This is a genomic window from Streptomyces sp. NPDC127106 (assembly GCF_042677605.1).
Taxonomy (GTDB): domain Bacteria; phylum Actinomycetota; class Actinomycetes; order Streptomycetales; family Streptomycetaceae; genus Streptomyces.
This window is the reverse complement of record NZ_JBHXTC010000014.1, coordinates 1-25480: the sequence shown is the minus strand read 5'-3', so window position 1 is coordinate 25480 and position 25480 is coordinate 1. Positions and strand designations below refer to the sequence as shown.

The 25480-nt window shown below is 71.6% G+C and carries 21 protein-coding genes, 3 tRNA genes and 1 pseudogene; 14 read left to right on the top strand and 11 right to left on the bottom strand.

The features are described from left to right. Nucleotides 1-141 precede the first annotated feature (141 nt). Together ACFVGY_RS15040 and ACFVGY_RS15035 are read left to right on the top strand one after the other, a co-directional pair. Nucleotides 142-1353 carry a JmjC domain-containing protein gene (locus tag ACFVGY_RS15040; protein ID WP_385676404.1) on the top strand — a complete coding sequence of 404 codons (1212 nt, stop codon included), beginning with the start codon at nucleotides 142-144 and terminating at the stop codon, nucleotides 1351-1353. Next, complete coding sequence (locus ACFVGY_RS15035) at nucleotides 1287-2147, top strand: aldo/keto reductase (protein WP_385676401.1); 861 nt, start codon at nucleotides 1287-1289, stop codon at nucleotides 2145-2147. Before ACFVGY_RS15040 ends, ACFVGY_RS15035 begins: the two co-directional genes overlap by 67 nt. Here the strand turns inward: ACFVGY_RS15035 and ACFVGY_RS15030 are convergent. Continuing rightward, nucleotides 2135-2989 (bottom strand): hypothetical protein, encoded by an 855-nt coding sequence (locus ACFVGY_RS15030; RefSeq protein WP_385676398.1) that lies wholly within the window; start codon nucleotides 2987-2989, stop codon nucleotides 2135-2137. The two genes, ACFVGY_RS15035 and ACFVGY_RS15030, sit on opposite strands and share 13 nt — an antisense overlap. 156 nt (nucleotides 2990-3145) lie before the next feature. Between ACFVGY_RS15030 and ACFVGY_RS15025 the strand changes: the two genes are divergently transcribed. Further along, nucleotides 3146-3439: a VOC family protein gene (locus ACFVGY_RS15025; RefSeq protein ID WP_385676395.1), complete on the top strand. Its 294-nt coding sequence runs from the start codon at nucleotides 3146-3148 to the stop codon at nucleotides 3437-3439. A 59-nt stretch (nucleotides 3440-3498) separates the two neighbouring features. Here the strand turns inward: ACFVGY_RS15025 and ACFVGY_RS15020 are convergent, their stop codons facing one another. The 4 genes from ACFVGY_RS15020 to ACFVGY_RS15005 form a co-directional block, all read right to left on the bottom strand. Continuing rightward, complete coding sequence (locus ACFVGY_RS15020) at nucleotides 3499-4038, bottom strand: hypothetical protein (protein ID WP_385676392.1); 540 nt, start codon at nucleotides 4036-4038, stop codon at nucleotides 3499-3501. Next, complete coding sequence (locus tag ACFVGY_RS15015) at nucleotides 4038-4397, bottom strand: hypothetical protein (protein WP_385676389.1); 360 nt, start codon at nucleotides 4395-4397, stop codon at nucleotides 4038-4040. The genes ACFVGY_RS15020 and ACFVGY_RS15015 overlap by 1 nt, the downstream gene beginning before the upstream one ends. 588 nt (nucleotides 4398-4985) lie before the next feature. Next, the gene (locus ACFVGY_RS15010) at nucleotides 4986-5222 is read right to left on the bottom strand and encodes a hypothetical protein (protein ID WP_385676386.1); all 237 of its coding nucleotides are present in this window, start codon (nucleotides 5220-5222) and stop codon (nucleotides 4986-4988) included. Continuing rightward, nucleotides 5219-5464 carry a helix-turn-helix domain-containing protein gene (locus ACFVGY_RS15005; protein WP_385676383.1) on the bottom strand — a complete coding sequence of 82 codons (246 nt, stop codon included), beginning with the start codon at nucleotides 5462-5464 and terminating at the stop codon, nucleotides 5219-5221. The genes ACFVGY_RS15010 and ACFVGY_RS15005 overlap by 4 nt, the downstream gene beginning before the upstream one ends. A gap of 434 nt (nucleotides 5465-5898) precedes the next feature. Between ACFVGY_RS15005 and ACFVGY_RS15000 the strand changes: the two are divergent. Beyond that, a pseudogene (locus ACFVGY_RS15000) lies at nucleotides 5899-7416 on the top strand (tyrosine-type recombinase/integrase); the annotation flags it as partial. Between the two features lie 119 nt (nucleotides 7417-7535). Here the strand turns inward: ACFVGY_RS15000 and ACFVGY_RS14995 are convergent. The 3 genes from ACFVGY_RS14995 to ACFVGY_RS14985 all read right to left on the bottom strand — a co-directional run bounded on the left by ACFVGY_RS14995 (nucleotide 7536) and on the right by ACFVGY_RS14985 (nucleotide 7960). Continuing rightward, nucleotides 7536-7609: transfer RNA gene (locus ACFVGY_RS14995), tRNA-Ile, on the bottom strand. Nucleotides 7610-7809: 200 nt separating this feature from the next. Next, nucleotides 7810-7882: transfer RNA gene (locus ACFVGY_RS14990), tRNA-Asn, on the bottom strand. 5 nt (nucleotides 7883-7887) lie between these two features. Then, nucleotides 7888-7960, bottom strand: a tRNA-Asn gene (locus ACFVGY_RS14985). 145 nt (nucleotides 7961-8105) lie between these two features. Here ACFVGY_RS14985 and ACFVGY_RS14980 point away from each other — a divergent pair. The 4 genes from ACFVGY_RS14980 to ACFVGY_RS14965 all read left to right on the top strand — a co-directional run bounded on the left by ACFVGY_RS14980 (nucleotide 8106) and on the right by ACFVGY_RS14965 (nucleotide 13932). Further along, nucleotides 8106-8414 (top strand): YtxH domain-containing protein, encoded by a 309-nt coding sequence (locus ACFVGY_RS14980; protein WP_385676380.1) that lies wholly within the window; start codon nucleotides 8106-8108, stop codon nucleotides 8412-8414. Nucleotides 8415-8653: 239 nt separating this feature from the next. Next, nucleotides 8654-10108, top strand: a complete 1455-nt coding sequence (locus ACFVGY_RS14975) for an FGGY family carbohydrate kinase (RefSeq protein WP_385676377.1) — start codon at nucleotides 8654-8656, stop codon at nucleotides 10106-10108. Between the two features lie 171 nt (nucleotides 10109-10279). Further along, a complete protein-coding gene (locus ACFVGY_RS14970) occupies nucleotides 10280-12013 on the top strand; it encodes an ABC transporter ATP-binding protein (protein ID WP_385676374.1) in 1734 nt (577 codons plus the stop codon). Further along, entirely contained in the window at nucleotides 12010-13932 is a 1923-nt protein-coding gene (locus tag ACFVGY_RS14965) for an ABC transporter ATP-binding protein (RefSeq protein ID WP_385676371.1), read from the top strand. Before ACFVGY_RS14970 ends, ACFVGY_RS14965 begins: the two co-directional genes overlap by 4 nt. Before the next feature lie 105 nt (nucleotides 13933-14037). On the opposite strand, the gene ACFVGY_RS14960 is transcribed toward ACFVGY_RS14965, so the two are convergent. After that, nucleotides 14038-15171, bottom strand: coding sequence for an RNA polymerase sigma factor (locus ACFVGY_RS14960; protein ID WP_385676668.1), 1134 nt, complete (start codon nucleotides 15169-15171; stop codon nucleotides 14038-14040). 153 nt (nucleotides 15172-15324) lie between these two features. On the opposite strand from ACFVGY_RS14960, the gene ACFVGY_RS14955 reads away from it, so the two are divergent. Continuing rightward, on the top strand, nucleotides 15325-15936 hold the full coding sequence (locus ACFVGY_RS14955) for a hypothetical protein (RefSeq protein ID WP_385676367.1): 612 nt from the start codon (nucleotides 15325-15327) through the stop codon (nucleotides 15934-15936). Next, complete coding sequence (locus ACFVGY_RS14950; protein WP_385676364.1) at nucleotides 15933-16931, top strand: nucleotidyl transferase AbiEii/AbiGii toxin family protein; 999 nt, start codon at nucleotides 15933-15935, stop codon at nucleotides 16929-16931. The genes ACFVGY_RS14955 and ACFVGY_RS14950 overlap by 4 nt, the downstream gene beginning before the upstream one ends. Nucleotides 16932-17085: 154 nt before the next feature. Here ACFVGY_RS14950 and ACFVGY_RS14945 read toward each other — a convergent pair whose 3' ends face one another. Both ACFVGY_RS14945 and ACFVGY_RS14940 read right to left on the bottom strand, forming a co-directional pair. Continuing rightward, nucleotides 17086-19167, bottom strand: a complete 2082-nt coding sequence (locus ACFVGY_RS14945) for a molybdopterin oxidoreductase family protein (protein WP_385676361.1) — start codon at nucleotides 19165-19167, stop codon at nucleotides 17086-17088. Between the two features lie 230 nt (nucleotides 19168-19397). After that, on the bottom strand, nucleotides 19398-20102 hold the full coding sequence (locus ACFVGY_RS14940; RefSeq protein WP_385676666.1) for a vancomycin high temperature exclusion protein: 705 nt from the start codon (nucleotides 20100-20102) through the stop codon (nucleotides 19398-19400). Nucleotides 20103-20562: 460 nt separating this feature from the next. Between ACFVGY_RS14940 and ACFVGY_RS14935 the strand changes: the two genes are divergently transcribed. The 4 genes from ACFVGY_RS14935 to dnaG form a co-directional block, all read left to right on the top strand. Beyond that, nucleotides 20563-21282, top strand: coding sequence for a sirohydrochlorin chelatase (locus ACFVGY_RS14935; protein ID WP_385676358.1), 720 nt, complete (start codon nucleotides 20563-20565; stop codon nucleotides 21280-21282). A gap of 56 nt (nucleotides 21283-21338) precedes the next feature. Continuing rightward, nucleotides 21339-22709, top strand: a complete 1371-nt coding sequence (locus ACFVGY_RS14930) for a deoxyguanosinetriphosphate triphosphohydrolase (protein WP_385676355.1) — start codon at nucleotides 21339-21341, stop codon at nucleotides 22707-22709. 93 nt (nucleotides 22710-22802) lie between these two features. Next, nucleotides 22803-24077 carry an NAD(P)/FAD-dependent oxidoreductase gene (locus tag ACFVGY_RS14925; protein WP_385676352.1) on the top strand — a complete coding sequence of 425 codons (1275 nt, stop codon included), beginning with the start codon at nucleotides 22803-22805 and terminating at the stop codon, nucleotides 24075-24077. A 33-nt stretch (nucleotides 24078-24110) separates the two neighbouring features. Continuing rightward, nucleotides 24111-25480: DNA primase (gene dnaG, locus ACFVGY_RS14920; RefSeq protein ID WP_385676349.1), on the top strand; the 1370-nt coding region annotated here is incomplete at its 3' end.

The window sequence follows — 25480 nt, the reverse complement described above, 5'->3', positions numbered from 1 at the left end:
GGGGGGGCCCCGCCGCCCGCCCCGCCGGGGTGGTCCCACCCCCGGGGGGGGGGGCGCCGGGGCGGGCGCGGGGGGCGGGGGGGGGGCGCGCCCCCCCCCCCCCTTTCACGTCCCATCCGAGGCAAGGAAAGGGAACGGTTCATGGAACACCGTCTGGTTCACGCAATCGAAGAGGCGCTGGGGTGGGATGGCCCGGCCCCGCTCGGTACGGAGTTCGCCCGGGGCAGCATCAGCGACCTGGAGGTCGTCACCAGGCTCCTCACGCCGCAGCGGCTGCTCGACATGGTCATGCGCCGGAGCGTGTCCAACCCGCAGTTCCGGTTCTTCAAGGGCGGCGAGGAGATGCACCCCGACACCTACCTGAACCGGCAGGTCACACCCCGCGGGCAGGCCATACCGATGGCGGACATGCGCCGCGTCGGCAACCACCTGCGGGACGGAGCCACGCTGGTCCTCGACCAGTCGAACGTCTTCGACGCCACCATGGAAGTGGCGTGCCGGGCGTTGCAGTGGTGGTCGCGCGAGCACGTCCAGGCCAACGTCTACCTGACCACCAACGACGCCTCCGGCTTCGACCTGCACTGGGACGACCACGACGTCGTCATCGTGCAGCTCGCCGGCGAGAAGCAGTGGGAGGTACGCGGCGCCTCCCGGCCCGTGCCGATGTACCGCGACGCCGAGCGGAACAACACGCCCAGCCAGGAGATCGTGTGGACCGGCACCATGAAGGCCGGCGACGTCATGCACATCCCGCGCGGCTACTGGCACGCGGCCACCCGCGTCGGCCACGGTGACGGGCACAGCACCCACGTGACCTTCGGCTTCGCCAAACGCACCGCGGTGAGCTGGCTGACCTGGCTGGCCGACTGGTCCCGCCAGGAGGAGATCTTCCGCCACGACCTCAACCGCTGGGCCAGCCCCGACCAGCAGCAGGACCAGCAGCGCCAGCTGGCCACCGCAGCCTCCCGCCTCATCGACGCCCGCGACCCTGCGGAGTTCCTCCGGCGCCGCGAGCAGGAAGCCCCTCCCGGCCGCCACGTCCCCTTCCTGGACATCTTCGGCCCCCTGGAGGCCGCGGTGTGCGTCACCGACTTCCCGCCGGCGATCACGGAGGACGGGGAGACGGTCGTCGTGGAGGCGGCGGGCAAGAAGCTCACCTTCGCGGCCAAGGCACTTCCCGGCCTCCGCATGCTGCTGAGCGGACGCCCCGTACAGCTGGACGAGGCCACCCGCGAGGTGGGCGCCGAGGTGAAGGCACTGGCGAAGATCCTGGTGGAGGAGGAACTGTGCGCGAGCCTGACCCCCGAATTGTCCTCGGGCTACACCGGTCTCGTTACGAACGCCGGACTCTGACCAGCGCGCTGGACCTAGGCATCACCGCGGTCGACACCAGCTTCAACTACCGAGGGTTCACCGCCCACACCACCCTCGCGGACGTCACAGGTGATCTCCTGCCCCATTTCACGCTCTCCACGAAGGTCGGCTTCTTCCCCGCCGGCAGCCAGGCCGAGCACTCCCTCGACCCGACCCGCCTCCGGGCAGCCCTCGAACAGACCTACCAGGACCTGCGTCGTATGCCGGACCTGGTGTTCCTGCACAACCCGGAACGCTCCCTCACCTCCCCCGCGGCCGAGGCAAGGAACACCCTCGGCCGAGCATGCGCCGCCCTGACAGCAGCCGTGGAAGCGGGGCTGTGCGGGGCCTGGGGCATCTCATCCTGGGACCCCCGGCCCCTGTCTGGCCTGGTCGACGCCAGTCTGCCCAGGCCCGCCGTACTCATGGTCCGCGCGGGTCTCCTCGCCGGAGTCGACGTCCTTGAAGCGTCCGAAGCACTCGCAACGCGGTGGGGCCTCACCCCGGACGAGGTCTGGGGAATGAGCCCATTCGGAGGCAATCCGGCCGATCCCGTGTGGGGACGTCTCGACCCTCGCATCTTCATCGAAGACGCGGATGACGCCCCCTCCGGCCTTCAGGCCGCGTTCCGCACGGCCTTCTTGCTCCCAAAGGTGGGAAGGATCGCCGTCGGTACGGACAGCCCTTCCCACCTCCGGGAGCTGGTCGACGCGCTCCGGTACGAACCCGACGCAGGCAGGCTGCGGACGTACCGCCGGCTCCTTCGGCAGCGGGCCGAACGTCAGGCGCCCTGAAGGTCCGCCGCGACCTGCTCCGCCATCTGTCGGGCGGGGTCGAGGCGCGGGTCCTCAGGATGCGCATCCGGGGCGAGGATCTTCGCGCAGACGAACAAGGTCATCAACTTGCCGTCCCGGCTCTCCAGGTCGTGCCGCCGCTCGTGGCGTACACGCTCGGCCAGAGCCGGGACGGCAAGGGAGTTACCCCACAACGAGGCGGCGTCCAGGCCCCGCGGGGCCATGCCCCAGTCCTCCCAGTCGAACAGGCAGAACTCCGGGCCAGTCATGTTCGCCCAGTTCAGATCCGCATGTGCCGGGTGCCAGCGGCTCACCGTCGTGTCCACGCCGTCGGGCAGAAATCGGCGAATCGCCTCCGCGACACCGCTCTGGGTGATCGTCAAGGTATCCGGGGTGGCTACGCGCCTCGTGGACTGGACGGCCAAGGCATCCAGCGAAGCGTTGAGCGCCCGCCACCACTCATCAGACAGCTCGGGGACGACGGCCAGGACGCTGCTGCCGACCGGTGCACCGGGCAAGAGGTCCGTCTCGTCGGCTCGCCACATCACGTCGTCCGACTGCCTCCATGCCAGGCCTCGATGCCACTTGGGCTTAACCACGCCTTCAAGGAGAGCAGCGCACTCAGTGCCATTCCACCCCTGGCTTCCGATCTTGTTCAAGCGGCGGCGCTCGATACGCACCCACGTCCCGCGATCGGTGCGCGCGCCCAGGGATCGTCGCTTACGCACCAGGCTTTCCCGGTCGAGTTGCGCTCGGAGCGCCTGCTCGACTTCGTTGAGCACGTCGTCCACAGGCTCAACTCGAAGGTCAGTACGGACAGTGGTGGACAGGGAAGACGACACTGGACCTCCTTGGCGACTGAATGACGCTAGCAAGAACCACGCGTCCGGACCGGCTGTTTGGGCCTACTTCGGGGCCGCCTATGGCTTCCCAATGAACCAACATCTGACCGGCCGGGCCCGGGTACAAGGAGAGCTCCCGAAGCTGCCGCCTGCTGGATGGGCGAGACCTTCGCCGCCGAGGTCAAGCGCGACGTCGACGGAACGTCCGTCTACGTCTGGCTTGACCTCAGCGGGCTCGAGCTCGGCCTCCATCCAACCTCCCCCAAGGCCAACCCTCATGAGGGCAGCACCATCCCGTACTGGTCCGTCGACGACCTGGATTCCGAACGTCAGCGACTCCCGGACGAGGGCTGCACTCCTCACCGCGGCCCGCTTGACGTCGACCCTGGCCGCCGGATCTGCCAACTCACCGATCCGTTCGGCACGGTCCTCGGGTTCGATGTGGCTTGATCAGCGAAGGGTAGAAACGGGCAGAGGAGGAAACGTTCCAACGCCGTAGCCGTCTGGATCTACGCGGCGAAGGTTTCGCGGCGCGTGCGGAGCGCCCGGTAGGAGGCGAGGGCGCGGCGGGCCTCAGGAGGAATCGGGCTGCCTGTAGCCGCCACTCGAGCCGCGAGCTCAGGGCTCGGTTCCCGACTCGTCAGCTCGCGCTGCTCGACCGGCGGGGTTACGCCGGCAGCAACGGCCTGGCGGCTGGCCCGCACCTCTGCCAGGTAAGCAGCGATATCGTCCGGGTTGGCTTCCGGAAGCGGGTCAACGTGCCGGTTTATGAGTTCGGTCTTACAGGGGGCCCACGCGGCAAGGATGTCAGCCGGTTCGACGTGGCGGTATTGGGCTGAGCGGTCACCGCCGCGTTGTTCATAGAACCGGTCGACTGCCCGGCGGACGTCCCAGTGGACGGCCGGCGCCGTGGGCGGGACGTCGGCCAGGGCGTTCGCCCACGTCTGGATCGTTTGCGCGGACTGCTGACCGGAGGCGATCAAGCGGTATATCCGGCCGTCAAGGGTTCCAATGTGGTGCAGCAGTGCGGTGGCCTCAAGCTGATCCATCAGACATCTCCTCCTTCCCCAGCGAGCAGGGCGAGTCCGGCCATGAGGGCATCGGAGTGGTTTCGCCGGGGCGAGTGGTGCCGCGCGACTGCGCTCGCGGTTGCCGCCGGCCGGGCAAGGGTGGCATCGAGGTCGGACCAGGCACGTAGCCAGTACCGAGCTGGCTTGGGTGCGTCGCCGGGAACGGCCCGACGGGCGACGACCTCGACCAACTGCTCGGTGCCGTGGTGCTGAATGAGGCGTTCGAGGTCCTGCTGCTCGCCGGCCCCCAGGTTCCAGTGGATCGGCAGTGCCTCACATTTGAGGGCGTCCGCCAGCTGCCGCACCGCTTCGCTACCGATGAGGCTGGCAGAAGACACGCGCAGCTGCTGTTCCTTGTGTTGCTTCTGGTTCCATGCGTTATGGGGGCTAGTTTCATACCCCTCCGGGGGTATAGACCTTTCTCCCGCCAGGTCACGTTCTGGCCCCCTGGGGGCTACCTCTCGACCCGCTCCAGACCTCGGTCCACCCTCGGCTCCGATCCTGCGGAGACCCCTGTTGTCCCGACGGACATGGCCGACTGCCAGCGGGAGTTGGTAGACCGACTCTCCCTTCGGACCGCATGACCCGTCCACGACGGCAAGCTCGCCTGCTTGGATGAGTTTGGCGATGGACGTTCGCACACTCACACGGGTGGTGTTGGTGCGCTGCATCAGCATCGCGGTGCCGGCGTATGCAGTGCAGCCCGCGCCGGGGGCCTTGTCGGCGATGGCGAGCAGCACCAGGCGGGCCGTGCCCCGGGCAGTTGAGTGGTTCCAGACCCAGTCCATGGCGTCGAGGCTCACCGGTCACCCCGCTCGGTGACGATGAATTGGCAGGTGGGACGCGGGATAGGGTTCGTCATATGCACCTCCTGTGCGGCGGCGCGGGGCGGGCTTGGTCGTTCACACCCCGTGCCGCGGTCTGGTCTATGCAGCGGCTGCTGTGGTGGCCGTGTCCGGCTGGATGTTGAGGACTTCGAGCAGTTCGGCGGTGAGTACGCGCTGCGCCCTACCGAGGCGCAAGGTGGCGACTGGCAGCTCGCCGCGCCTGGCGAGGTCGTAGGTCGTGCTGCGCTTGAGCCCGAAGGCTCGACCGGCCGTCTCGAGGTCGATCACCGGCGGTAGCGCCAGCAGTTCGTCACGGGTGAGGGCTGAACCGCTCATCGACTGCCCTCCGCTGCGACCTGGGCCGTCAGATCGCCCAGCACCCGCGCGTACCTGAGGGCCGGCTCGCCCCGTGGCGCGCGTTTGCCCTGCTCCCACCGCCAGACCGTGGAGGGATCGACCTGACAGAGGGCTGCGATCTCGGCCAGGGACAACCGCGCTGCCAGCCGAGTACGGCGCGCTGCACCCGATATCGCCTCTTCCCTGACACGAGAAAGGCTCAGAACGTCGGCATTGATCATGGCCCGAACGTAGCCCATGTTTTTCCGAATTCAAAACTCCGGGCATTGGGAAAGGCCGCGGCGATTGGCGAAGAATACTGTAGTGAAGCGCACGGTTCACGAGGCCGAAAATCGGCCCTCCCGGGGCGCTCAACGAGCGGCGCTCCCCACCGCCCACGCAGCGATTCCGGCGCGACTTGACCTTGCCGGGTCGTTGCCTATGATCAGCCAGAGACGGTAGTTCTAGCAGGTCAGAGCCATACTCCTCGACCTCAGGGCCGCCGCGGCGCACGATCCCCATCCCAGCTGCCCGCCCCGCCGATATTGAATTCAATGAATCTCGACAGATAAGGAAGGATAGGGAAAGGCGAGGGCACCTAGGGTCAGGTAGGGGCAGCTTCGACCACGCCCATACGCCGGTCGGCATCTCAGAACAGCCAGCAAGGAGACAGTGCATGAAGGGCTCGACGTACCGTCGTTGCCATTGCAGGGACGCCGAGACGGGGAAACCGCTCGGCAGTAAATGCCCGAAGCTGAAGCAGCGGCGGCACGGTAGCTACTCGGTGCGGCAGGAGCTGCCGCCGTACGAGGACGGTCGGCGGCGGTCGTTCAGTCGAGGCGGGTATGAGACGAAGGTCGCGGCCCAGGCCGACCTCGACCAGATACGGGCGCTGCTCGCGCTGCCGGACGCGGACGACGAGGAGGGCCGGCGACACATCGCCGAGCTGTTGGAGCTCGTCGCGGACGAGAAGGGGCCGATCCCGGATCTGGAGGAGACGCGGCGGCGGTTCGTGACCGGCCAGAAGCTCACGTCCCGTCTGACGGTGGGCGACTGGCTGGACATGTGGCTGGCAGGCAAGAAGACCCGCAGGACGACGACCAGCGGGTACAGCTCCCACGTTCGCGTGCACCTCAAGCCCCGCATCGGGCACGTGCGGCTCGACCGGCTGAACGTCGGGCACCTGCAGGAGATGTTCGGCGCAATCGCCGACGAGAACGAGGTGATAGCCGCCGAGAATCAGGCCCGGCGCGAGCAGGCCGCCAGGTGCAAGTGGGGAAGGGGCAGCAGGCCCCCGGCCGCCGAGCGGGCGCGGCTGGACAAGGAGAAGGCGAAGCTCGCCGCTATGCCGCCCTTTCGGAAGATCGCTGGGCCCGCGACCCAGCAGAGCATCCGCCGGACGCTCAGGGCCGCCCTGAACGCCGCCATCGCCCAGCAGCTGCTGACGTTCAACCCGGCCGCACACGTCGAGCTGGCGTCCGGAAAGCGGCCCAAGGCGCAGCTGTGGACCGACGAGCGGGTGCAGCGGTGGCGGGAGACCGGAGTGAAGCCCAGCCCGGTGATGGTGTGGACGCCCGCTCAGGTCGGCACCTTCCTCGATGCGGCGGAGGGGGACCGGCTGTACGCGTTCTTCCACCTGATCGCGTTCCGCGGGCTTCGGCGCGGTGAGGGCGTCGGGCAGGAGTGGACCGACGTGGACCTGGAGGCGGGGCTACTGACGCCGGCCAAGGAGATCGTCGTGGACAACTGGGAGGCGTACGAGTCCGCGCCGAAGACCGACGGCAGCGCGGGGACCATCGCCCTCGACAGCGGCACCGTGGAGGTCCTGAGGGCCCACCGGGCTCGGCAGAACCGGGAGCGGCTGAGGTTCGGGGCGGCGTGGCAGGACACCGGGAAGGTGTTCACGCAGGAGGACGGTTCCTGGCTGCATCCGGAGACTGTGTCCGAGACCTTCCGGCGGATCCTGGCGAGCACTGATCTGCCGCCGATCAGCCTTCGTGATCTACGTCATGTGGCCGCGACTCTGACGCATGCCGGTGGCGGGGACCTTCACACGATCAAGGAGACCTTGCGGCACTCCACGATCACGCTCACCTCGGACACGTACACGAGCCTCCTGCCCGAGGTGGACAGGGCCGCGGCGGAAGGGGCTGCCCGCGTCGTGCCACGGGCACGGCAGGCGGTGGGCTCGGAAACCGCCGCTCACGCATCGCTCACGCACGAGGGGGTAAACGACAAGATGCCCCGACCCGGCAAGACCGGGCGGGGCACCAAGCTGGCAGGTCAGAACGTTTCTTCTGACCCGGCCTGCGGTGGGGCGGGTGGGACTCGAACCCACGGCCGACGGATTATGAGTCCGCTGCTCTAACCGGCTGAGCTACCGCCCCTTCACGGCGTGGCGCGTACAAGTGTGCGCGCCGTCTGCCGCAGCATAGCCGCTCATACGATCTCCTGCCTCGGCTGGGTCGTGTGATCGGCTTCGCTGTCGGCGGAGACCGGTTTCAGGGCTGCCCGGTTCCACCGTCGGGGCAGAAGTTCTGCCCGCGGGCAAAAAAGAAGAGGACCCCTCGGGGTCCTCTTCCCTCTGCTCCCCCGGCTGGACTCGAACCAGCAACCCTCCGGTTAACAGCCGAATGCTCTGCCAATTGAGCTACAGGGGATCGCGCTCCCCCGACTGGACTCGAACCAGTAACCTGCCGGTTAACAGCCGGCTGCTCTGCCAATTGAGCTACAGGGGATTGCTGCGTTGCACCGAACGGCCCACCTCCGGCCTTGCCGGGGGGCGAGCGCCCGTTGCGAGTCATAGATTAGCGCAAGCAGGGGGGTGCTCCGCCAATCGGTATCGAGAGCGGGCCGGGCACCACACGACGAAGGGTGACAGGCATGCGCTACAAGGTCACGTTCGTGAGCGGACTGGCCCTCGGGTACGTCCTCGGGACACGGGCCGGGCGGGAGCGCTACGAGCAGATGAAGAAGTGCGTGCGCGAGGCCGCACGGAACCCGGCCGTGCGCAATGCGGCCGAGACCGCGGGCCAGCAGGGGCGCCAGTTCGCCGGCAAGGCGTTCACCGCCGTGGGCGACCGGGTCGGGGACGTCCTGCCCGCCTCGGTGACGGACCGTGTACGGGTGCTGCGCGGCCGGGGCGGCGGCTCCGCCGGCTACGACGACGACTGGGGCACCAGCAACACCTGAGGCGGCCGGGACGGGCAAGGCGGCCGGGGCGGGCGGGACGGTCCGGGGAAGCCGGGGCGGACGGGGCTGTCGTCGCACCGCCGACCCGGCCCCGATCCACCGTCTGGCCCACCGCCGGACCACTCCCCGTTCACCGCCGATTCCCCACTGTTCCGAGGCCGGTTCGCCGCCGGTGCACAAGGGATCCGACGCCCGCCGGGGCGCCGGATCCCGGCCGTGTGTGCGGCAGAATTCTCCGCATGGGGATAGTCGCCGGGCTGGACAGCTCTTCCGCCTTCACTCGCATCGTCGTCTGCGACGCCGACACGGGTGCCGTACTGCGCCAGGGCTACGCGCCCCATCCGCAGCCCGCGGGTGATCCCGAGGTCCTCCACCCCCACGACATCGACCCCCAGGCCTGGCTGCTCTCCCTCGGCGAGGCCGCCGGCGGCGGCCTCCTCGAAGGCGTCCAGGCCATCGGCGTCTCCGCGCAGCAGCACGCGCTGCTGCCGCTGGACACACAGGGCGCCCTCGTCCGCCCGGCCCTGGTCGGCAACGACAAGCGCGGCCAGGTCGCCGCCGCCGACCTCACCGAGGCCCTCGGCGGCCGGCAGGCCTGGGCCGAGGCCGTGGGCTCCGTCCCGCACTCCGCGCAGCCCGTGGCCAAGCTCGCCTGGATGGCCCGTAACGAGCCCGACGCGGCCCGCCGGGTGGCGGTGCTGATGTCCCCGCACGACTGGCTGGTCTGGCAGCTGCTGGGCCGGCCCGCCCGCCGCACCACCGACCGCGGCGGGGCCTCCGGGACCGGCTACTGGTCGCCGGCGACCGGCGCCTACCGCCCCGACCTGGTCGAGCTGGCACTCGGGCACGTGGCGTTGCTGCCCGAGGTGCTCGCGCCGGCCGAGGCCGCCGGAATGACGCCGGAGGGGCTGCTGATCTCCGCCGGCACCGGGGAGACCATGGCCGCCGCGCTCGGGCTGGGCCTGGCCCCCGGAGACGCCGTGGTGTCGCTGGGCGCCTCGGGCTCCGTGATGGCGGTCCACCACTCGGCCGTGCAGGAGCCGAGCGGCCTGGTCACCTCCCTCGCCGACGGCAGCGGCATGCACCTGCCGGTGGTGAACACCTCCAACGCGGTACGGGCCCTGCGGGGCACCGCCGACCTGCTGGGCACCGATCTGGACGGGCTGTCCGAGCTCGCCCTGCAGTCGACGCCGGGCGCGCACGGCCTCGTACTCCTGCCGTACCTGGAGGGAGAGCGCACGCCCAACCTGCCGCACACCGCGGGCACCCTGTCCGGGCTGCGGCGGGATTCCATGAAGCCGGAGCACGTGGCGCAGGCCGCGTTCGAGGGCATGCTGTGCGGGCTGGTCGACGCGCTCGACGTGCTGCGCCTGCGCGGGGTCGAGGTGCGCCGGGTGTTCCTGCTGGGCGCGGCGGCCGAGCTGCCCGCCGTGCAGGCCGCGGCTCCCGGGTTGTTCGGTACGCAGATCGTCGTACCGGCCCCGGCCGACTACGCGGCGCTGGGCGCGGCGCGCCAGGCGGCGTGGGCGCTCGGGGTGCAGCGGGGGACGCTGGCCCCGCACACCCCGCCGGTGTGGCCGGCACCGGCCGCGCAGCTCTTCGAGCCCGGCGAGGGCTACGCGACCTGGCAGGCGGTGCGCCAGCAGTACATCGCGACGCGGGAGCAGCTCCACCCGGGCGCCTTCCAGGCGTAGGGCCCTCCCCCGGGCTGCCGGATCCGTGGGGCCGGCGGGCTCGGCGGGGGGCGCCGGAGTCGTAGGACCGCCTCCTTCTTTTGGCCCGCCTTTGCGAAAACCGGTGGGGTTTGCACGCACACGTGGCCGAAGATGGGATGCCCTCCCGACCGTGCCGACCGGAGCCTGCGCGTGCTCATACGACTTCTGCGGACCCACCTGGGCCCGTACCGGAAACCCATCGCCCTGCTGGTCCTGCTGCAACTGCTCCAGACCAGTGCGAGCCTCTACCTGCCCACCCTGAACGCGGACATCATCGACGAGGGTGTCGTCCACGGCGACACCGGCTACGTCCTGCGCTTCGGCGCGCTGATGCTCGGCGTCTCCCTCGTCCAGCTGGGCTGCAACATCGGCGCCGTCTACTACGGCGCCCGCACCGCCGCGGCCCTCGGCCGCGACATCCGCGCCGCCGTCTTCGACCGGGTGCAGAGCTTCTCCTCGCGGGAGCTCGGCCAGTTCGGCGCGCCGTCGCTGATCACGCGTACGACGAACGACGTACAGCAGGTCCAGATGCTGGTGCTGATGACCTTCACCCTGATGGTCTCGGCACCGATCATGTGCATCGGCGGCATCGCCATGGCGCTCTCGCTCGACGTGAAGCTGTCGGGCGTGCTGCTGGCCGTGGTGCCCGTCCTCGGCCTGTCCGTCGGCACGATCGTCTGGAAGACGCGCCCGCTGTTCCGCTCGATGCAGGAACACATGGACGTCGTGAACCGGGTGCTGCGCGAGCAGATCACCGGCAACCGGGTGATCCGTGCCTTCGTCCGCGACGGCTACGAGAAGGAACGCTTCCGCGGCGCCAACACCGAGCTGACCGACGTCTCGCTCGCCTCCGGCCGGCTGCTCGCACTGATGTTCCCCACGGTGATCGTGGTCGTGAACATCTCCAGCGTCGCCGTGATCTGGTTCGGTGCGATGCGCATCGACAGCGGCGGCATGGAGATCGGCCAGCTGACGGCGTTCCTCGCCTACCTGATGCAGATCGTCATGTCCGTGATGATGGCCACGTTCATGTTCATGATGGTGCCGCGCGCGGAGGTCTGCGCCGAGCGCATCAAGGAAGTCCTGGACACCGACTCCAGCGTGGTCCCGCCCGCCGAGCCGGTGACCGAGCTCTCCCGGGCCGGGGTGCTGGAGCTGCGCGGCGCAGACTTCCGCTACCCGGGCGCCGAGGCCCCCGTGCTGCGCGGAGTGGACCTGGTGGCCCGCCCCGGCGAGACCACGGCGGTCATCGGCTCCACCGGCAGCGGCAAGTCGACACTGCTGGGCCTGGTCCCGCGGCTGTTCGACGCGACCGGCGGCCAGGTACTCGTCGACGGCGAGGACGTGCGCCGGCTCGACCCCGAGCTGCTGGCCAGGACGGTCGGCCTGGTGCCGCAGAAGCCCTACCTGTTCTCCGGGACGATCGCCTCGAACCTGCGCTACGGGCGCCCCGACGCCACCGACGAGGAGCTCTGGCAGGCCCTGGAGGTGGCGCAGGCCAAGGAGTTCGTGTCCGCGCTCGACGGCGGCCTGGAGGCACCCGTCACCCAGGGTGGGACGAACGTCTCGGGCGGTCAGCGCCAGCGCCTGGCCATCGCCCGCACGCTGGTGCAGCGCCCGGAGATCTACCTCTTCGACGACTCGTTCTCGGCCCTGGACTACGCCACGGACGCGGCGCTGCGCGCGGCGCTCGCCCGCGAGACGGAGGACGCGACGGTCGTCATCGTCGCCCAGCGGGTCGCGACGATCCGCGACGCAGACCGGATCATCGTGCTCGACGAGGGCCGGGTCGTGGGCGAGGGACGCCACCACGAGCTGATGGCCGGCAACGAGACCTACCGGGAGATCGTGCTCTCCCAGCTGACGGAGGCGGAGGCCGCATGAGCGGGCCCGGAGGACGGATGATGGCGGGACCGGCCCAGCGGTCCCTGGACTTCAAGGGCTCGGGCAAGCGGCTGCTGCGGCAGCTCGCGCAGGACCGGGCCAAGCTGTGGGGCATGGTCGCCGCGGTCTTCGGCAGCGTCGTCTGCACAGTGATCGGCCCCAAGATCCTCGGCCACGCCACCGACCTGGTCTTCGCGGGGATCATCGGCCGGCAGATGCCGGCCGGTGTCACCAAGCAGGAGGCGCTCGACGGGCTGCGCGCCAAGGGCGAGGACGGCATGGCGGAGATGCTGTCCGGCACCGACTTCACCCCCGGCGAGGGCATCGACTTCGGTGCCGTCGGGGTCGTGGCGCTCTGGGCGCTGGCGGTCTTCGTACTGGCCGGCCTGCTGATGCTGGTGGCGACGCGGCTGTCGAACCACATCATGAACGGCACCGTGTACCGGATGCGCGAGGAGCTCCAGGACAAGCTGGCGCGGCTGCCGCTGTCCTACTTCGACCGGCAGAAGCGCGGCGAGGTCCTCAGCCGGGCCACCAACGACATCGACAACGTCGGGCAGACGCTCCAGCAGACGATGGGGCAGCTGCTCAACTCGCTGCTGACGATCGTCGGCGTGCTCGCGATGATGTTCTGGATCTCGCCGCTGCTGGCGCTGGTCGCGCTGGTGACGATCCCGGTGTCGGTGGTCGTCACCGCGAAGATCGGCAAGAAGTCGCAGCCGCAGTTCGTGGCGCAGTGGAAGTCCACGGGTGCGCTGGGCGCGCACATCGAGGAGATGTACTCGGGCCACACGCTGGTGAAGGTCTTCGGCCGGCAGAAGGAGTCGGCGGCCGTCTTCGCCGAGCAGAACGAGGCGCTGTTCCGGGCCTCGTTCAAGGCGCAGCTGGTCAGCGGGATCATGCAGCCGGTGATGTTCTTCATCTCGAACATCAACTACGTGCTGGTCGCGGTCGTCGGGGGACTTCGGGTGGCCTCGGGCAACCTGTCGATCGGCGACGTGCAGGCCTTCATCCAGTACTCGCGCCAGTTCTCGATGCCGCTGACGCAGGTCGCGTCGATGGCGAACCTGGTGCAGTCCGGCGTTGCCTCGGCGGAGCGGGTGTACGAGCTGCTCGACGCGGAGGAGCAGGAGCCGGACGTCGAGGTTCCGGAGCGTCCGGAGAAGGTCCGCGGCCAGGTCACGCTGGACAAGGTGGCGTTCCGCTACGAGCCGGACAAGCCGCTGATCGAGAACCTGTCGCTGACCGTCGAGCCCGGCCAGACCGTGGCCATCGTCGGCCCGACGGGCGCCGGCAAGACCACGCTGGTGAACCTCCTCATGCGGTTCTACGAGGTCACCGGCGGCCGGATAGCGCTCGACGGGGTGGACATCGCGAAGATGACCCGCGAGGAGCTGCGCGGCGGCATCGGCATGGTGCTCCAGGACACCTGGCTGTTCGGCGGCACGATCGCGGAGAACATCGCGTACGGGGCCTCGCGCGAGGTCACGCGCGCCGAGATCGAGGAGGCCGCGCGGGCCGCGCACGCCGACCGGTTCGTCCGCACCCTGCCGGACGGCTACGACACCGTCCTCGACGACGAGGGTGCGGGGGTCAGTGCGGGCGAGAAGCAGCTGATCACCATTGCCCGGGCGTTCCTGTCGGACCCGGTGATCCTCGTCCTGGACGAGGCCACCAGCTCCGTGGACACCCGTACCGAGGTGCTGATCCAGAAGGCGATGGCGCGGCTCGCGCACGGCCGCACGTCCTTCGTGATCGCGCACCGGCTCTCCACGATCCGGGACGCGGACGTGATCCTGGTGATGGAGAACGGTTCCATCGTGGAGCAGGGCACGCACGAGGAACTGCTGGCAGCGCAGGGGGCGTACGCGCGGCTGTACGCGGCGCAGTTCGCACAGGCGGTCGCCGAGGTCGACTGACCGACGCGGCACGCGGGCCTGGTGCGGGGCGGGGCGGGGCGGAGTCCGGCGGAGCCGGACCTCCGGACCTGTCCCGCCCCCGCCGTGTGCCGGGCCCGCCGTCAGTCAGTCGAGGTAGCCGCGGAGCTGGTCGGCGAAGGCGTGGTCGCGCAGCTTGCCCAGCGTCTTGGACTCGATCTGGCGGATGCGCTCGCGCGTCACGCCGAAGATGCGCCCTATCTCCTCCAGGGTGCGGGGCCTGCCGTCGGCCAGGCCGTAGCGCAGCTGGACGACCTTGCGCTCGCGCTCGCCGAGGGTCGACAGGACGGCCTCCAGGTGCTCGCGCAGCAGGAAGAAGGCGGCGGACTCCATCGGCGAAGCCGCGTCGCCGTCCTCGATCAGGTCGCCGAGGGCGACGTCCTCCTCCTCGCCGACCGGGGCGTGCAGCGAGACCGGCTCCTGCGCCAGGCGCAGCACCTCCAGCACCCGTTCCGGCGTCAGTTCCAGATGGACGGCGACCTCTTCGGCGGTGGGCTCGTAGCCGCGCTCCTGGAGCATGCGCCGCTGAACGCGCACGACCCGGTTGATGAGCTCCACCACGTGAACGGGGACGCGGATGGTGCGGGCCTGGTCGGCGAGGGCCCGCGACATCGCCTGCCGTATCCACCAGGTGGCGTAGGTGGAGAACTTGTAGCCCCGGGTGTAGTCGAACTTCTCAACGGCCCGGATCAGTCCGAGGTTCCCCTCCTGCACGAGGTCGAGCATGGTGAGACCGCGGCCCACGTAGCGCTTCGCGACGGAGACGACGAGCCGGAGGTTCGACTCGATCAGGCGCCGCTTGGCCATCCGCCCCATGACGACGAGCTTGTCCAGGTCGAGTGCGAGCCGCAGGTCGACGTCGGGGGTGCTGCCCAGCTTCTCCTCGGCGAACAGCCCGGCTTCGACGCGGCGCGCCAGCTCGACCTCCTCGGCGGCGGTAAGCAGCGGGATCCTGCCGATCTCGCGCAGGTACTGGCGGAACAGGTCAGCGGAGGGCCCCGTCCCGGCGCCGTCCCCGCGTCGGCGCTGCTCGGGCACCTGCTCGATCAGTTCCAGCACCTCGGGCGCCTCGTCGTCCCCGTCCTCGGCGGCCTGCCCGCTGCCGGGCTCGGTCTCCATTCCGGGCTCGGGGTCGGCCTCGGGCTCCCCGCCCTCCGGGGCCTGGGCCGCGACGGCGGGGACGGGCGGGCTCACGTTGACGGTCAGGATCCGGGTCTGCACGGGGGCGACCTCCAGGGCTCCGAGGACGGTGGCACCGCACCTCAGTGTGGCGTACGGCACATCGCCGCCACGAGGGGCGTGCGGGCACTTTCTGAGTCCGGTGCGTGACCGGATGGTTACCCGCCGCGGAGAACCCCGATGCGGGTCGGACGCATGTCCGACAAGATCTTCGGCATGTCCGTGTACGAAACCCATGTCACGCTGCACTGCCCGGACGCGGCGGAGCTGGCACGACTCCACGCCTGGGCCGGAGCCCGCGGGCTGAAGGTGACTCATATCGTGCTGGCCCGCGGCCGCGTGGTGTCGCAGCCGATGCTGACCCTGCCCGACCGCGACGGCCACGAGGCCCTGGTTCCGCTGCTGCGGGCGGACGGCTTCGACCCGGTCCGGGTCAAGGTGGAGACCGTCCCGTGGACCACGGACCGGCCGGGCCCGGGCGGCGGCTACTTCGAGCACCACGTGAGGCTGCTGCTCCCCGCCGGCTTCGACCGGGCCCGCCTGGAGGCCCTGGTCACCCCGCACGGGGCGCACCTGTCGTGGAACGCCCGGCGCGCCGCGGAGGACGGCGTCAACCACGAACGGTTCGTCACCCAGCGGTACCGGGGCCCCGCGGGGGCGGCGGGAGCCGGCCGGGCGTGCGACGCGCTGGTCGCCGAGCTGGCGGCCGCCGGGTACGACATCCGCTCGCAGGAGCGGGAATTCGTGCTGTTCGACAGCGACCTGTCGGTGGACGACGGTTGGATCGAGGAAGGGGTGGCCGCATGAACGGTGCGCCGTGGGAGCCGTCGATTCCGGGCGGGCCGGACGATCCGGCGGAGCCGGCCGAGGAGCGGAGGCGTCGCTGGGATTCGCCCCCGCGGACCCTGCTGGCGGGCGTGGGGCGGCCGCAGGTGCCGTCCGCCGTGGCGTTCGACCCGGCGCTGAAGCACTTCGCCGAGGCGTACCGGCCGCTGGACCCAGCGATCGGGGACCCGGTGGTCCGCGAGGCCTGGCTGCGGGCGCGGCGCACCGCGATGGCGGTCGCCCTGCGCGCCGTGCACGCCTCCGGGTGGGCGCCGTCACTGGTGCTGCGTGGCAGCATGCTGATGGCACGGTGGTTCGGGGCCGCGGCTCGGGAGCCGCACGACCTCGACTTCGTCGTGGTCCCCGCGCAGTGGCGGATCGAGGAGGACCGCACCGGGCGCATGCTGCGGGACGTCGCGGCGGCGGCCGAGCGCTTGGCCGGGGGCCGGTCCGGGGGGCTGGACATGCCGGCCGGGGAGGCGGCGTCCGAGTACATCTGGACGTACGAGCGCGTCCCGGGCCGTCGGCTGGTACTGCCCTGGTCCGCACCAGGGCTGCCCGGCGGGCAGGTGCAGCTGGACTTCGTCTTCAACGAGCCGCTGCCCGTGCCGCCGGAGTCGGTGGAGGTGGCCGGGGTACCGCTGCTCGGCGCCACCCGGGAACTCTCCCTCGCGTGGAAGCTGATGTGGCTCGCCGCGGACCTGTACCCGCAGGGCAAGGACCTCTACGACGCGGTTCTCCTGGCGGAGAGCTGCACCCCTGCGCGCGGGCTGGTGGAGGAGGTGTTCCGGTTGTCCGGCGAGTTCGAGGAGCAGGGGCGTACGGTGCCGCTCACGCCCGGCGTGTTCGGGTCCTTCGCCCATGTCGACTGGAGCGGCTTCCGCAAGGAGTACCCGGCGCTCGACGTCGAGGAGCGGGGACTCGTGGGGCGGCTGCTGGCCGCGCTGGAACCGGTGTTCGCCCAGGACCGTTCGTGAGCGCCCGGCCGGGCCGGCGCACCGGTGGCGGCCGAGCGGCCGCGGTGAAGTCGAGCGGTTCGGCGGCGCGCCGAAGCAGCGCGGGGGACTGCGCGACCGGCCGCATCGGTCCCGGGGACGATCGCCGGCCCCTTGCGGCCTTCCCGCGGAGCGCTCAGCGCACCGGTTCCACGCGGACCGCGCAGACCTTGAACTCCGGCATGCGGGAGACGGGGTCCAGGGCCGGGTTGGTCAGGGTGTTGGCGCGGCCCTCGCCCGGCCAGTGGAACGGCATGAAGACCGTGTCGGCGCGGATGGCGTCCGTGATGCGGGCGGGGGCGACGGCGCGGCCGCGGCGGGAGGTGATGGCGAGCGGCTCGCCGTCGGCCACGCCGATACGGGCCGCCAGGCGCGGGTGGAGCTCCACGAAGGCGCCCGGGGCGGCCGCGTTCAGCTCGTCGACGCGGCGGGTCTGGGCCCCCGACTGGTACTGGGCCACCACCCGGCCCGTGGTGAGCAGGAGCGGGTACTCGGCGTCCGGGACCTCGGCCGCCTCGCGGTGGGAGACGGGGACGAAGCGGGCGCGGCCGTCGTCGGTGGCGAACCGGTCCAGGAAGAGCCGCTGCTGTCCCGCGGAGCCCACGGGGCAGGGCCAGAACACGCCCTGCTCGGTCTCGATGCGGGCGTACGAGATGCCCGAGTAGTCGGCCGGGCCGCCGGCCGAGGCGCGACGGAGCTCCTCGAAGACCTCCTCGGGGGCGGTCGGGAAGCCCTTCTCGACGCCGAGGCGGGCCGCCAGGCCGTGCAGGACCTCCAGGTCGCTGCGGACGCCCGGCGGCGGGGTCAGGGCGCGGCGGCGCAGCAGGACGCGTCCCTCCAGGTTGGTGGTGGTGCCGGTCTCCTCCGCCCACTGGGTGACGGGCAGGACCACGTCGGCCAGGGCCGCGGTCTCGGAGAGGACGACGTCCGCGACGGCCAGGAAGTCCAGGGCGCGGATGCGGTCCTCGACGTGGGCGGCGCGGGGGGCGGAGACCACCGGGTTGGAGCCCATCAGGAGCAGGGCCCTGACGTCCGTGCCGAGGGCGTCGAGGAGTTCGTACGCGCTGCGGCCCGGGCCCGGCAGGCTGTCGGGGTCGACGCCCCACACCCCGGCGACGTGGGCCCGTGCCGCCGGGTCGGCAAGTTTGCGGTAGCCGGGGAGCTGGTCGGCCTTCTGGCCGTGCTCGCGGCCGCCCTGACCGTTGCCCTGGCCGGTGAGGCAGCCGTAGCCGGAGAGCGGGCGGCCGGCGCGGCCGGTGGCCAGGCACAGGTTGATCCACGCGCCGACGGTGTCGGTCCCCTTGGACTGCTGCTCCGGCCCGCGAGCGGTGAGGACCATGGCGGAGGGCGGGGCGCAGAACAGCGAGACGGCCTCGCGCAGTTTCGGCACGGGGACGCCGGTGATCCGCTCGACCAGCTCCGGCCAGTGCGCCATGGCAGCCGCACGGGCCTCCTCCCAGCCGGTGGTGCGCCCGGCGATGAACTCCTCGTCGGTGCGGCCCTCGGCGACGACCAGGTGCAGCAGGCCGAGCGCGAGGGCGAGGTCCGTGCCGGGTCGGGGGGCCAGGTGCAGGTCAGCCTCCTCCGCGGTGCGGGTGCGGCGCGGGTCGACGACGATCAGGGTGCCGCCGCTCGCCTTCAGCTCCGTGAGGTAGCGCAGGGCGGGCGGCATCGTCTCGGCGAGGTTGGAGCCGACGAGGATCACGCACCCGGTGCGCGGGACGTCCTCCAGCGGGAAGGGCAGCCCGCGGTCCAGGCCGAACGCCCGCTGGTGGGCGGCGGCGGCCGAGGACATGCAGAAGCGGCCGTTGTAGTCGATCTGCGAGGTGCCGAGGGCGACGCGGGCGAACTTGCCGAGCGCGTACGCCTTCTCGTTGGTGAGCCCGCCGCCGCCGAAGACGCCGACCGCGTCCGGGCCGTGGGCGTGCCGGGTGCGGGCGAGGCCCGCGGCGACGGCGTCGAGGGCCTCCTCCCAGGTGGCCGGTTCGAGCCGGCCGGCGTGGGTGCGGACGAGCGGCTCGGTCAGGCGCACCCGGGAGGAGAGCACGGCGGGGGCGGTGCGGCCCTTGCCGCACAGCGCGCCCCGGTTCACGGGGAAGTCGGCCCGCTCCTCCACCGCTGCCGGGTCCGCCCCGTCCGGCGTGGGGCGGAGCTTCATGCCGCACTGCAGCGCGCAGTACGGGCAGTGCGTGGCGGTGGCGGTGGCGGGCGTGTGCATAAAGCCAGCGTGCGGCAGCGGTGTTACGCGGGCCGCCGCCTGGCGGTTACACCTGCTGTACGGGCACCTCAGCGCGCCCGACGCCGCCCGGTGAGGCCCCGGGGCCGTCACTGCCCGGGCACGTTCCGCACGGTCAGGCCGGCCGTCCAGCTGCGGTCGCAGGCCGCGCACACCGCACGCGGAGGCTCCCGTACCCGGTGGTGAGGACCGTGCCGGTGTGACCGGCCGCGTCAGTCTCGCAGAGCGCCCAGGGCCCGGGGCACCCCCTCCTCCTTCGGCCCGAGGAAGTGCGGCTCCGGCTTGAAGGCCGCGTCCAGGGCCGCCTTGCCCGCCGCGAACACCTCGCGGGTGCCGCCGTAGTACCAGGTCGCGTCGTGCTCGTCGTCCACGCCGACCCCGTACGCGTCCACGCCCGCCGCTCGGCACAGGGCGACGGCCCTGCGTATGTGGAAGCCCTGGCTGATCAGCACCGCCCGCTCGACCCCGAATATCTCCCGGGCCCTGACGCACGAGTCCCACGTATCGAACCCGGCGTGGTCGCTGACGATGTGGGCGTCCGGCACGCCGTGCCCGGTGAGGTACGTCCGCATCGCGCCCGGCTCGTCGTACTCGGTGCGGCTGTTGTCCCCGGTGACGAGGACGACCTTGACCTTGCCGGTGCGGTACAGCTCCACGGCCGCGTCGAGCCGGCGGGCCAGGTACGGGGTCGGCCTGCCGTGCCACAGCCCCGCCCCGAACACCACCGCCACCTCGGCGGGCGGTGTGTCGGCCGTGCGGTGCAGCCGGTCCGCGGCCACCGCGTGCGTCCACGCCGACGGCAGCATCGCCAGCACGCAGCCCGCCATCACCGCCTGCACGGCCCGCCTCCTGCCGCGCACCCCGCGCGGCAGCCGCGGCCGCAGCACCGCCGCCGCCCGCCTCGCCCGGTCCCGCAGCCCCGTCGTCCCCGTCCCCGCCCCCCTTTCCGTCCCCTTCCCCGTTTCCGTCCCCTTCCCCGTTTCCGCTTCCGTTTCCGTGATCTCCGTGGTCCCCGTGGCCCTCGTCGCCTTCATGTCCGATCCCCCACTGCCCTGCGCCCTCCGCGCACACCGCTCGCACACACCACTCGCACACATTGACGATCAAGTCCGCGGCCCGAGTTCCCCCTCCCCCTCTTTCACTCGGACGAATGACCGAGTGAGCACCCGGAAAACACCCGTCATACCGGCGCAACGCCCCTGCAACCTCCGCCCCGCAGGATCGGTTCATGACGGAGCCGGTGCACCCTCCCGAGTCCCCTTCCCTCCCGCTTCCCGCCGCCACGGCCGCTGAGCTGCTGACCCGGATCACCGCCCAACTCGGAACGCAGCTGCGCGGACTGCGCCCGCCGGGGGCCCGGTCCCACGGAGTCCACGCATGCAGCCCACCCTCGTCGCCGTCGCCCACGGAAGTCGCGACCCGCGCGCCCTCCCCACCGTCCAGGCCCTGCTCGTACGGATCCGCGAGCTCCGCCCCCGCCTCGACGTCCGGCTCGGCCACATCGAGCTGAACCGGCCGTTGCTCGCCGACACCCTGCGGCGCACCCCCGGCCCGACCGTGCTCGTCCCCCTGCTCCTCGGCCGCGGGTACCACGTCAAGCGGGACCTCCCCGCGGCCGCGGCCCGGCACGCCGATGCCCGCGTCGCCGCGCCGCTCGGCCCGCACCCGCTGCTCGTCGAAGCCCTGTACGAGCGCCTCCTGGAGGCCGGCTGGAGCCGGGGCACGCACACCGCCGTCGTACTCGCCGCCGCCGGTTCGCGCGACCCCGACGCGGCGGCCGACACCCGGCGCACCGCCGCCCTGCTCTCCGAGCGCCTCGGCGGGACGGCCGTCGTACCCGCCTACGCCTCCGCCGCGTCGCCCGCCGTGCCCGAAGCCGTCCGGGCCCTGACCGCCCGCGGCCACCACCGGGTCGCCGTGGCCTCGTACTTCACCGCCCCGGGCCGCTTCGCCGCACAGGGCGCCGCCGCCGCGACCGGCCCGGCCGCCGCCCCGCTCGGCGACCACCCGGCGCTGGCCCGCCTCGTCCTGCGGCGCTACGACCAGGCCCTCGCCGCCCGGCGGGCCCGGACCCCGCTGGAACTGGCCACCGCCTGAGGACCGCCCGGCTTCGGATTCCTCGGATTGTCGGTGTCTCCGGTTACCGTCGGACCATGGAAGGCATGGCAGGCACCGCACCCGTCCGTCCGCACGGCCCTGAAGGCCCTGAAGGCCCTGAAGGCTCCGAAGGCCGCTACTCCCCTGCCGACACCGAGCGCTGGGCCCCCGAGCCCGACAAGCGCCCCGGTCGGACCGCCTTCCAGCGCGACCGCGCCCGCGTGCTGCACTCGGCCGCGCTGCGCCGCCTCTCCGGGAAGACCCAGGTCGTCACGCCCGGCAGCCGCTCGTACGACTGGGACGCCAGCCCCCGCACCCGGCTGACGCACTCGCTGGAGTGCGCCCAGGTCGGGCGCGAGCTCGGCGCGGCCCTCGGCTGCGATCCCGACCTGGTCGAAGCGGCCTGCCTCTCGCACGACATGGGCCACCCACCCTTCGGGCACAACGGCGAGGAGGCGCTGAACGAGTTCGCCAAGGACTGCGGCGGCTTCGAGGGCAACGCCCAGTCGCTGCGCCTGCTCACCCGCCTGGAGCCGAAACGGTTCGCGCCCGACCCGGCGACCGGAGCGCCCGTCAGCGTCGGGCTCAACCTCACCCGGGCCTGTCTGGACGCCGCCACCAAGTACCCCTGGGCCCGCGGCGGCCACCCCACCGACCCCGGCTCGGTCAAGTTCGGCGCGTACGAGGACGACCTGCCCGTCTTCGCGTGGCTGCGGCGCGGCGCGCCCGCCGGCCGCAAGTGCTTCGAAGCACAGGTCATGGACTGGTCGGACGACGTCGCCTACTCCGTACACGACTTCGAGGACGGTCTGCACGCCGGGCACATCGACCCCAACCTCCTGTTCGCCGAGCCGGAGCGTGCCGCGATCCAGCGGGTCGCGATCGGCCGGTACGTCGCCGCCGGCACCGACCCGGAGGAGCTCCGCGAAGCCCTCGACCGGCTGATGGAGCAGGAGTGGTGGCCGCACGGCTACGACGGCTCGGCCGTCGCCCAGGCCCGCCTGAAGGACGCCACCAGCCAGCTGATCGGCCGGTTCTGCCTGGCCGCCGAAGGCGCCACCCGCGAGGCGTACGGCTCCGGCCGGCTGACCCGGTACGCGGCCGAGCTGGTCGTCCCGCGGGAGACGCGCCACGAGTGCGCCGTCCTCAAGGCGGTCGCCGACCTGTACGTGATGCAGCGCGACGAGCAGGAACGACTCCGCGCCGACCAGCGCATCGTCCTGGCCGAACTTGCCGAGGCGCTGCTCGCCCGCGCGCCCGAGGGCCTGGACCCGCAGTTCCGTGCGATCTTCGATGAGGCCCCGGACGACAAGGCCCGCAAACGCGCCGTCATCGACCAGATCGCGTGCCTGACGGACGCATCGGCGCGCTCCCTGCACGCCCGGCTCACCCGCCGCACCCGCCCCACCCGCCCCACCGAAGGGTGATCCGATCGGGCCACTCCCCCTTCACGCGGCAGGCTCCGTGCGGGACGCTCGCATGTGGTCACAAGTGGCGGTGAGGTTATGAGGAGGCATCAGGTGGTCGACGCACACCGGACGTTCGTCATCGTCGGCGCAGGGCTGGCCGGGGCCAAGGCGGCGGAGACGCTCAGGTCCGAGGGGTTCACGGGGCGGGTGATCCTGATCGGCGACGAACGCGACCACCCGTACGAACGGCCCGCGCTGTCCAAGGGCTACCTCCAGGGCAAGGAGGAGCGCGACAGCATCTTCGTCCACGAGGCGTCCTGGTACGCCCGCGCCGACATCGAGCTGCACCTCGGCCAGCCCGCCGTGCACCTGGACCGGGAGGCCAAGAAGGTCGTCCTCGGTGACGGCACCGCCCTCCCCTACGACAAGCTGCTGCTGGCCACCGGGGCCGAGCCGCGCCGCATGGACATCCGGGGCACCGGCCTGGCCGGGGTGCACCACCTGCGTCGGCTCGCGCACGCCGAGCGGCTCCGGGCCGTCCTGGCGGGCCTCGGCAGGGACAACGGGCACCTGCTGATCGCGGGCGCCGGCTGGATCGGCCTGGAGGTCGCCGCCGCGGCCCGCGGGTACGGGGCCGAGGTCACCGTGGTCGAGCCGCTGGCCACCCCGCTGCACGGGGTGCTCGGCCCGGAGATCGGCCGGCTCTTCGCCGACCTGCACGCCGACCACGGGGTCCGCTTCCACTTCGAAACGCGCCTCACGGAGATCATCGGGCACGACGGCATGGTGCTCGCCGCCCGCACGGACGCCGGCGAGGAACTCCCGGCACACGCCGTGCTCGCCGCGATCGGCGCGGCTCCGCGGACGGCGCTGGCCGAGACCTCCGGACTGGCCCTGGTCGACCGGGAGCACGGCGGCGGGATCGCCGTGGACGCCTCGCTGCGCACCTCGGACCCGGACATCTACGCGGTCGGGGACGTGGCCGCCGCCCACCACCCGCTGCTGGGGACCCGGCTGCGCGTCGAGCACTGGGCGAACGCGCTCAACGGCGGCCCGGCCGCCGCGCGGTCCATGCTCGGGCAGGAGATCAGCTACGACCGGGTGCCGTACTTCTTCTCGGACCAGTACGACGTGGGCCTGGAGTACTCGGGATACGCCCCGGCGGGCGGCTACGACCAGGTCCTGATCCGCGGTGACGCGGCCAAGCGGGAGTTCATCGCGTTCTGGCTGTCGGACGGGCGGGTGCTGGCCGGCATGAACGTCAACGTGTGGGACGTCACAGACGACATCCAGGCCCTGATCAGGTCGAAGGAGCAGGTCGACCGCGAAGCCCTCGCGGACCCGTCGGTTCCGCTGAGCTCGCTGGTGACGGGCCGGGGCGCCTGAGGGTTTTGCCGCGCCCGGCCGTAGACTTCACGGGTGGCAGGACGGATCAACGACGACGACGTGAAGGCGGTACGGGACGCGGTCCCGATCGACGCCGTGGTCTCCGACTACCTGCAGCTGCGCAACGCCGGCGGCGGCAACCTCAAGGGCCTGTGCCCCTTCCACGACGAGAAGTCCCCGTCCTTCCAGGTGAGCCCCAGCAAGGGCCTCTACCACTGCTTCGGCTGCCAGGCGGGCGGGGACACCCTCGACTTCATCATGAAGATCGACCACTTGTCGTTCTCGGAGGCGGTCGAGCGGCTGGCCGCCCAGGCGGGCATCACCCTGCGCTACGAGGAGGGCGGCTACACCGCGGGCACCAGCGGCCGCGGCGAGCGGATCCGGCTGGTCGAGGCGCACAAGGCGGCCGCCCAGTTCTACATCGACCAGCTGGGCAGCCCGGAGGCGGAGATCGCCCGCAGGTTCCTGGCCGAGCGCGGTTTCGACCAGGCCGCGGCCACGTACTTCAGCGTCGGCTACAGCCCGGCCGGCTGGGACCACCTCACCCGCTTCCTGCGCGGCAAGGGCTACACCGACCGGGAGCTGATCACCTCGGGCCTGTCCCAGGACAGCCGCAGCGGCAAGCCGATCGACCGCTTCCGCGGCCGGCTCATGTGGCCGATCCGCGACATCAGCGGCGAGGTGGTCGGCTTCGGCGCGCGCAAGCTGCGCGAGGACGACAACGGCCCGAAGTACCTGAACACGCCTGAGACGACGATCTACAAGAAGTCCCAGGTGCTCTACGGCATCGACCTGGCGAAGAAGGAGATCGCGCGGACCTCGCGGGCGGTCGTGGTCGAGGGCTACACCGACGTGATGGCCTGCCACCTGGCCGGGGTGACCACCGCGATCGCGACCTGCGGCACCGCCTTCGGCGGCGAGCACGTCAAGATCCTGCGCCGGCTGCTGATGGACAACGCCACCGCCGAGGTGATCTTCACCTTCGACGGCGACGCCGCCGGGCAGAAGGCCGCGCTGCGCGCCTTCGAGGACGACCAGAAGTTCGCCGCCGAAACCTCGATCGCCATCACCCCGGGCGGCATGGACCCCTGCGACCTGCGCCTGGCCCAGGGCGACGAGGCGGTGTCCACGCTGGTGGAGTCGCGCACTCCGCTGTTCGAGTTCGCGCTGCGGCACATCGTGTCCCGGCACAACCTGGAGAACCCGGCGGGCCGGGCGGCCGCGCTCGACGAGGCCGCCCCGGTGGTCGCCGGCATCAAGAACATCGCGATCCAGCACGAGTCGGCGGTCCAGCTGGCGGGCATGCTCGGCATCCGCGACGAGCAGTTCGTGGTCAAGCGGGTCGCGCAGCTGGCCCGCTGGGCGCGCGAGCGCGGCGGCCGGCCGGGCCCCGGGGACCGGCC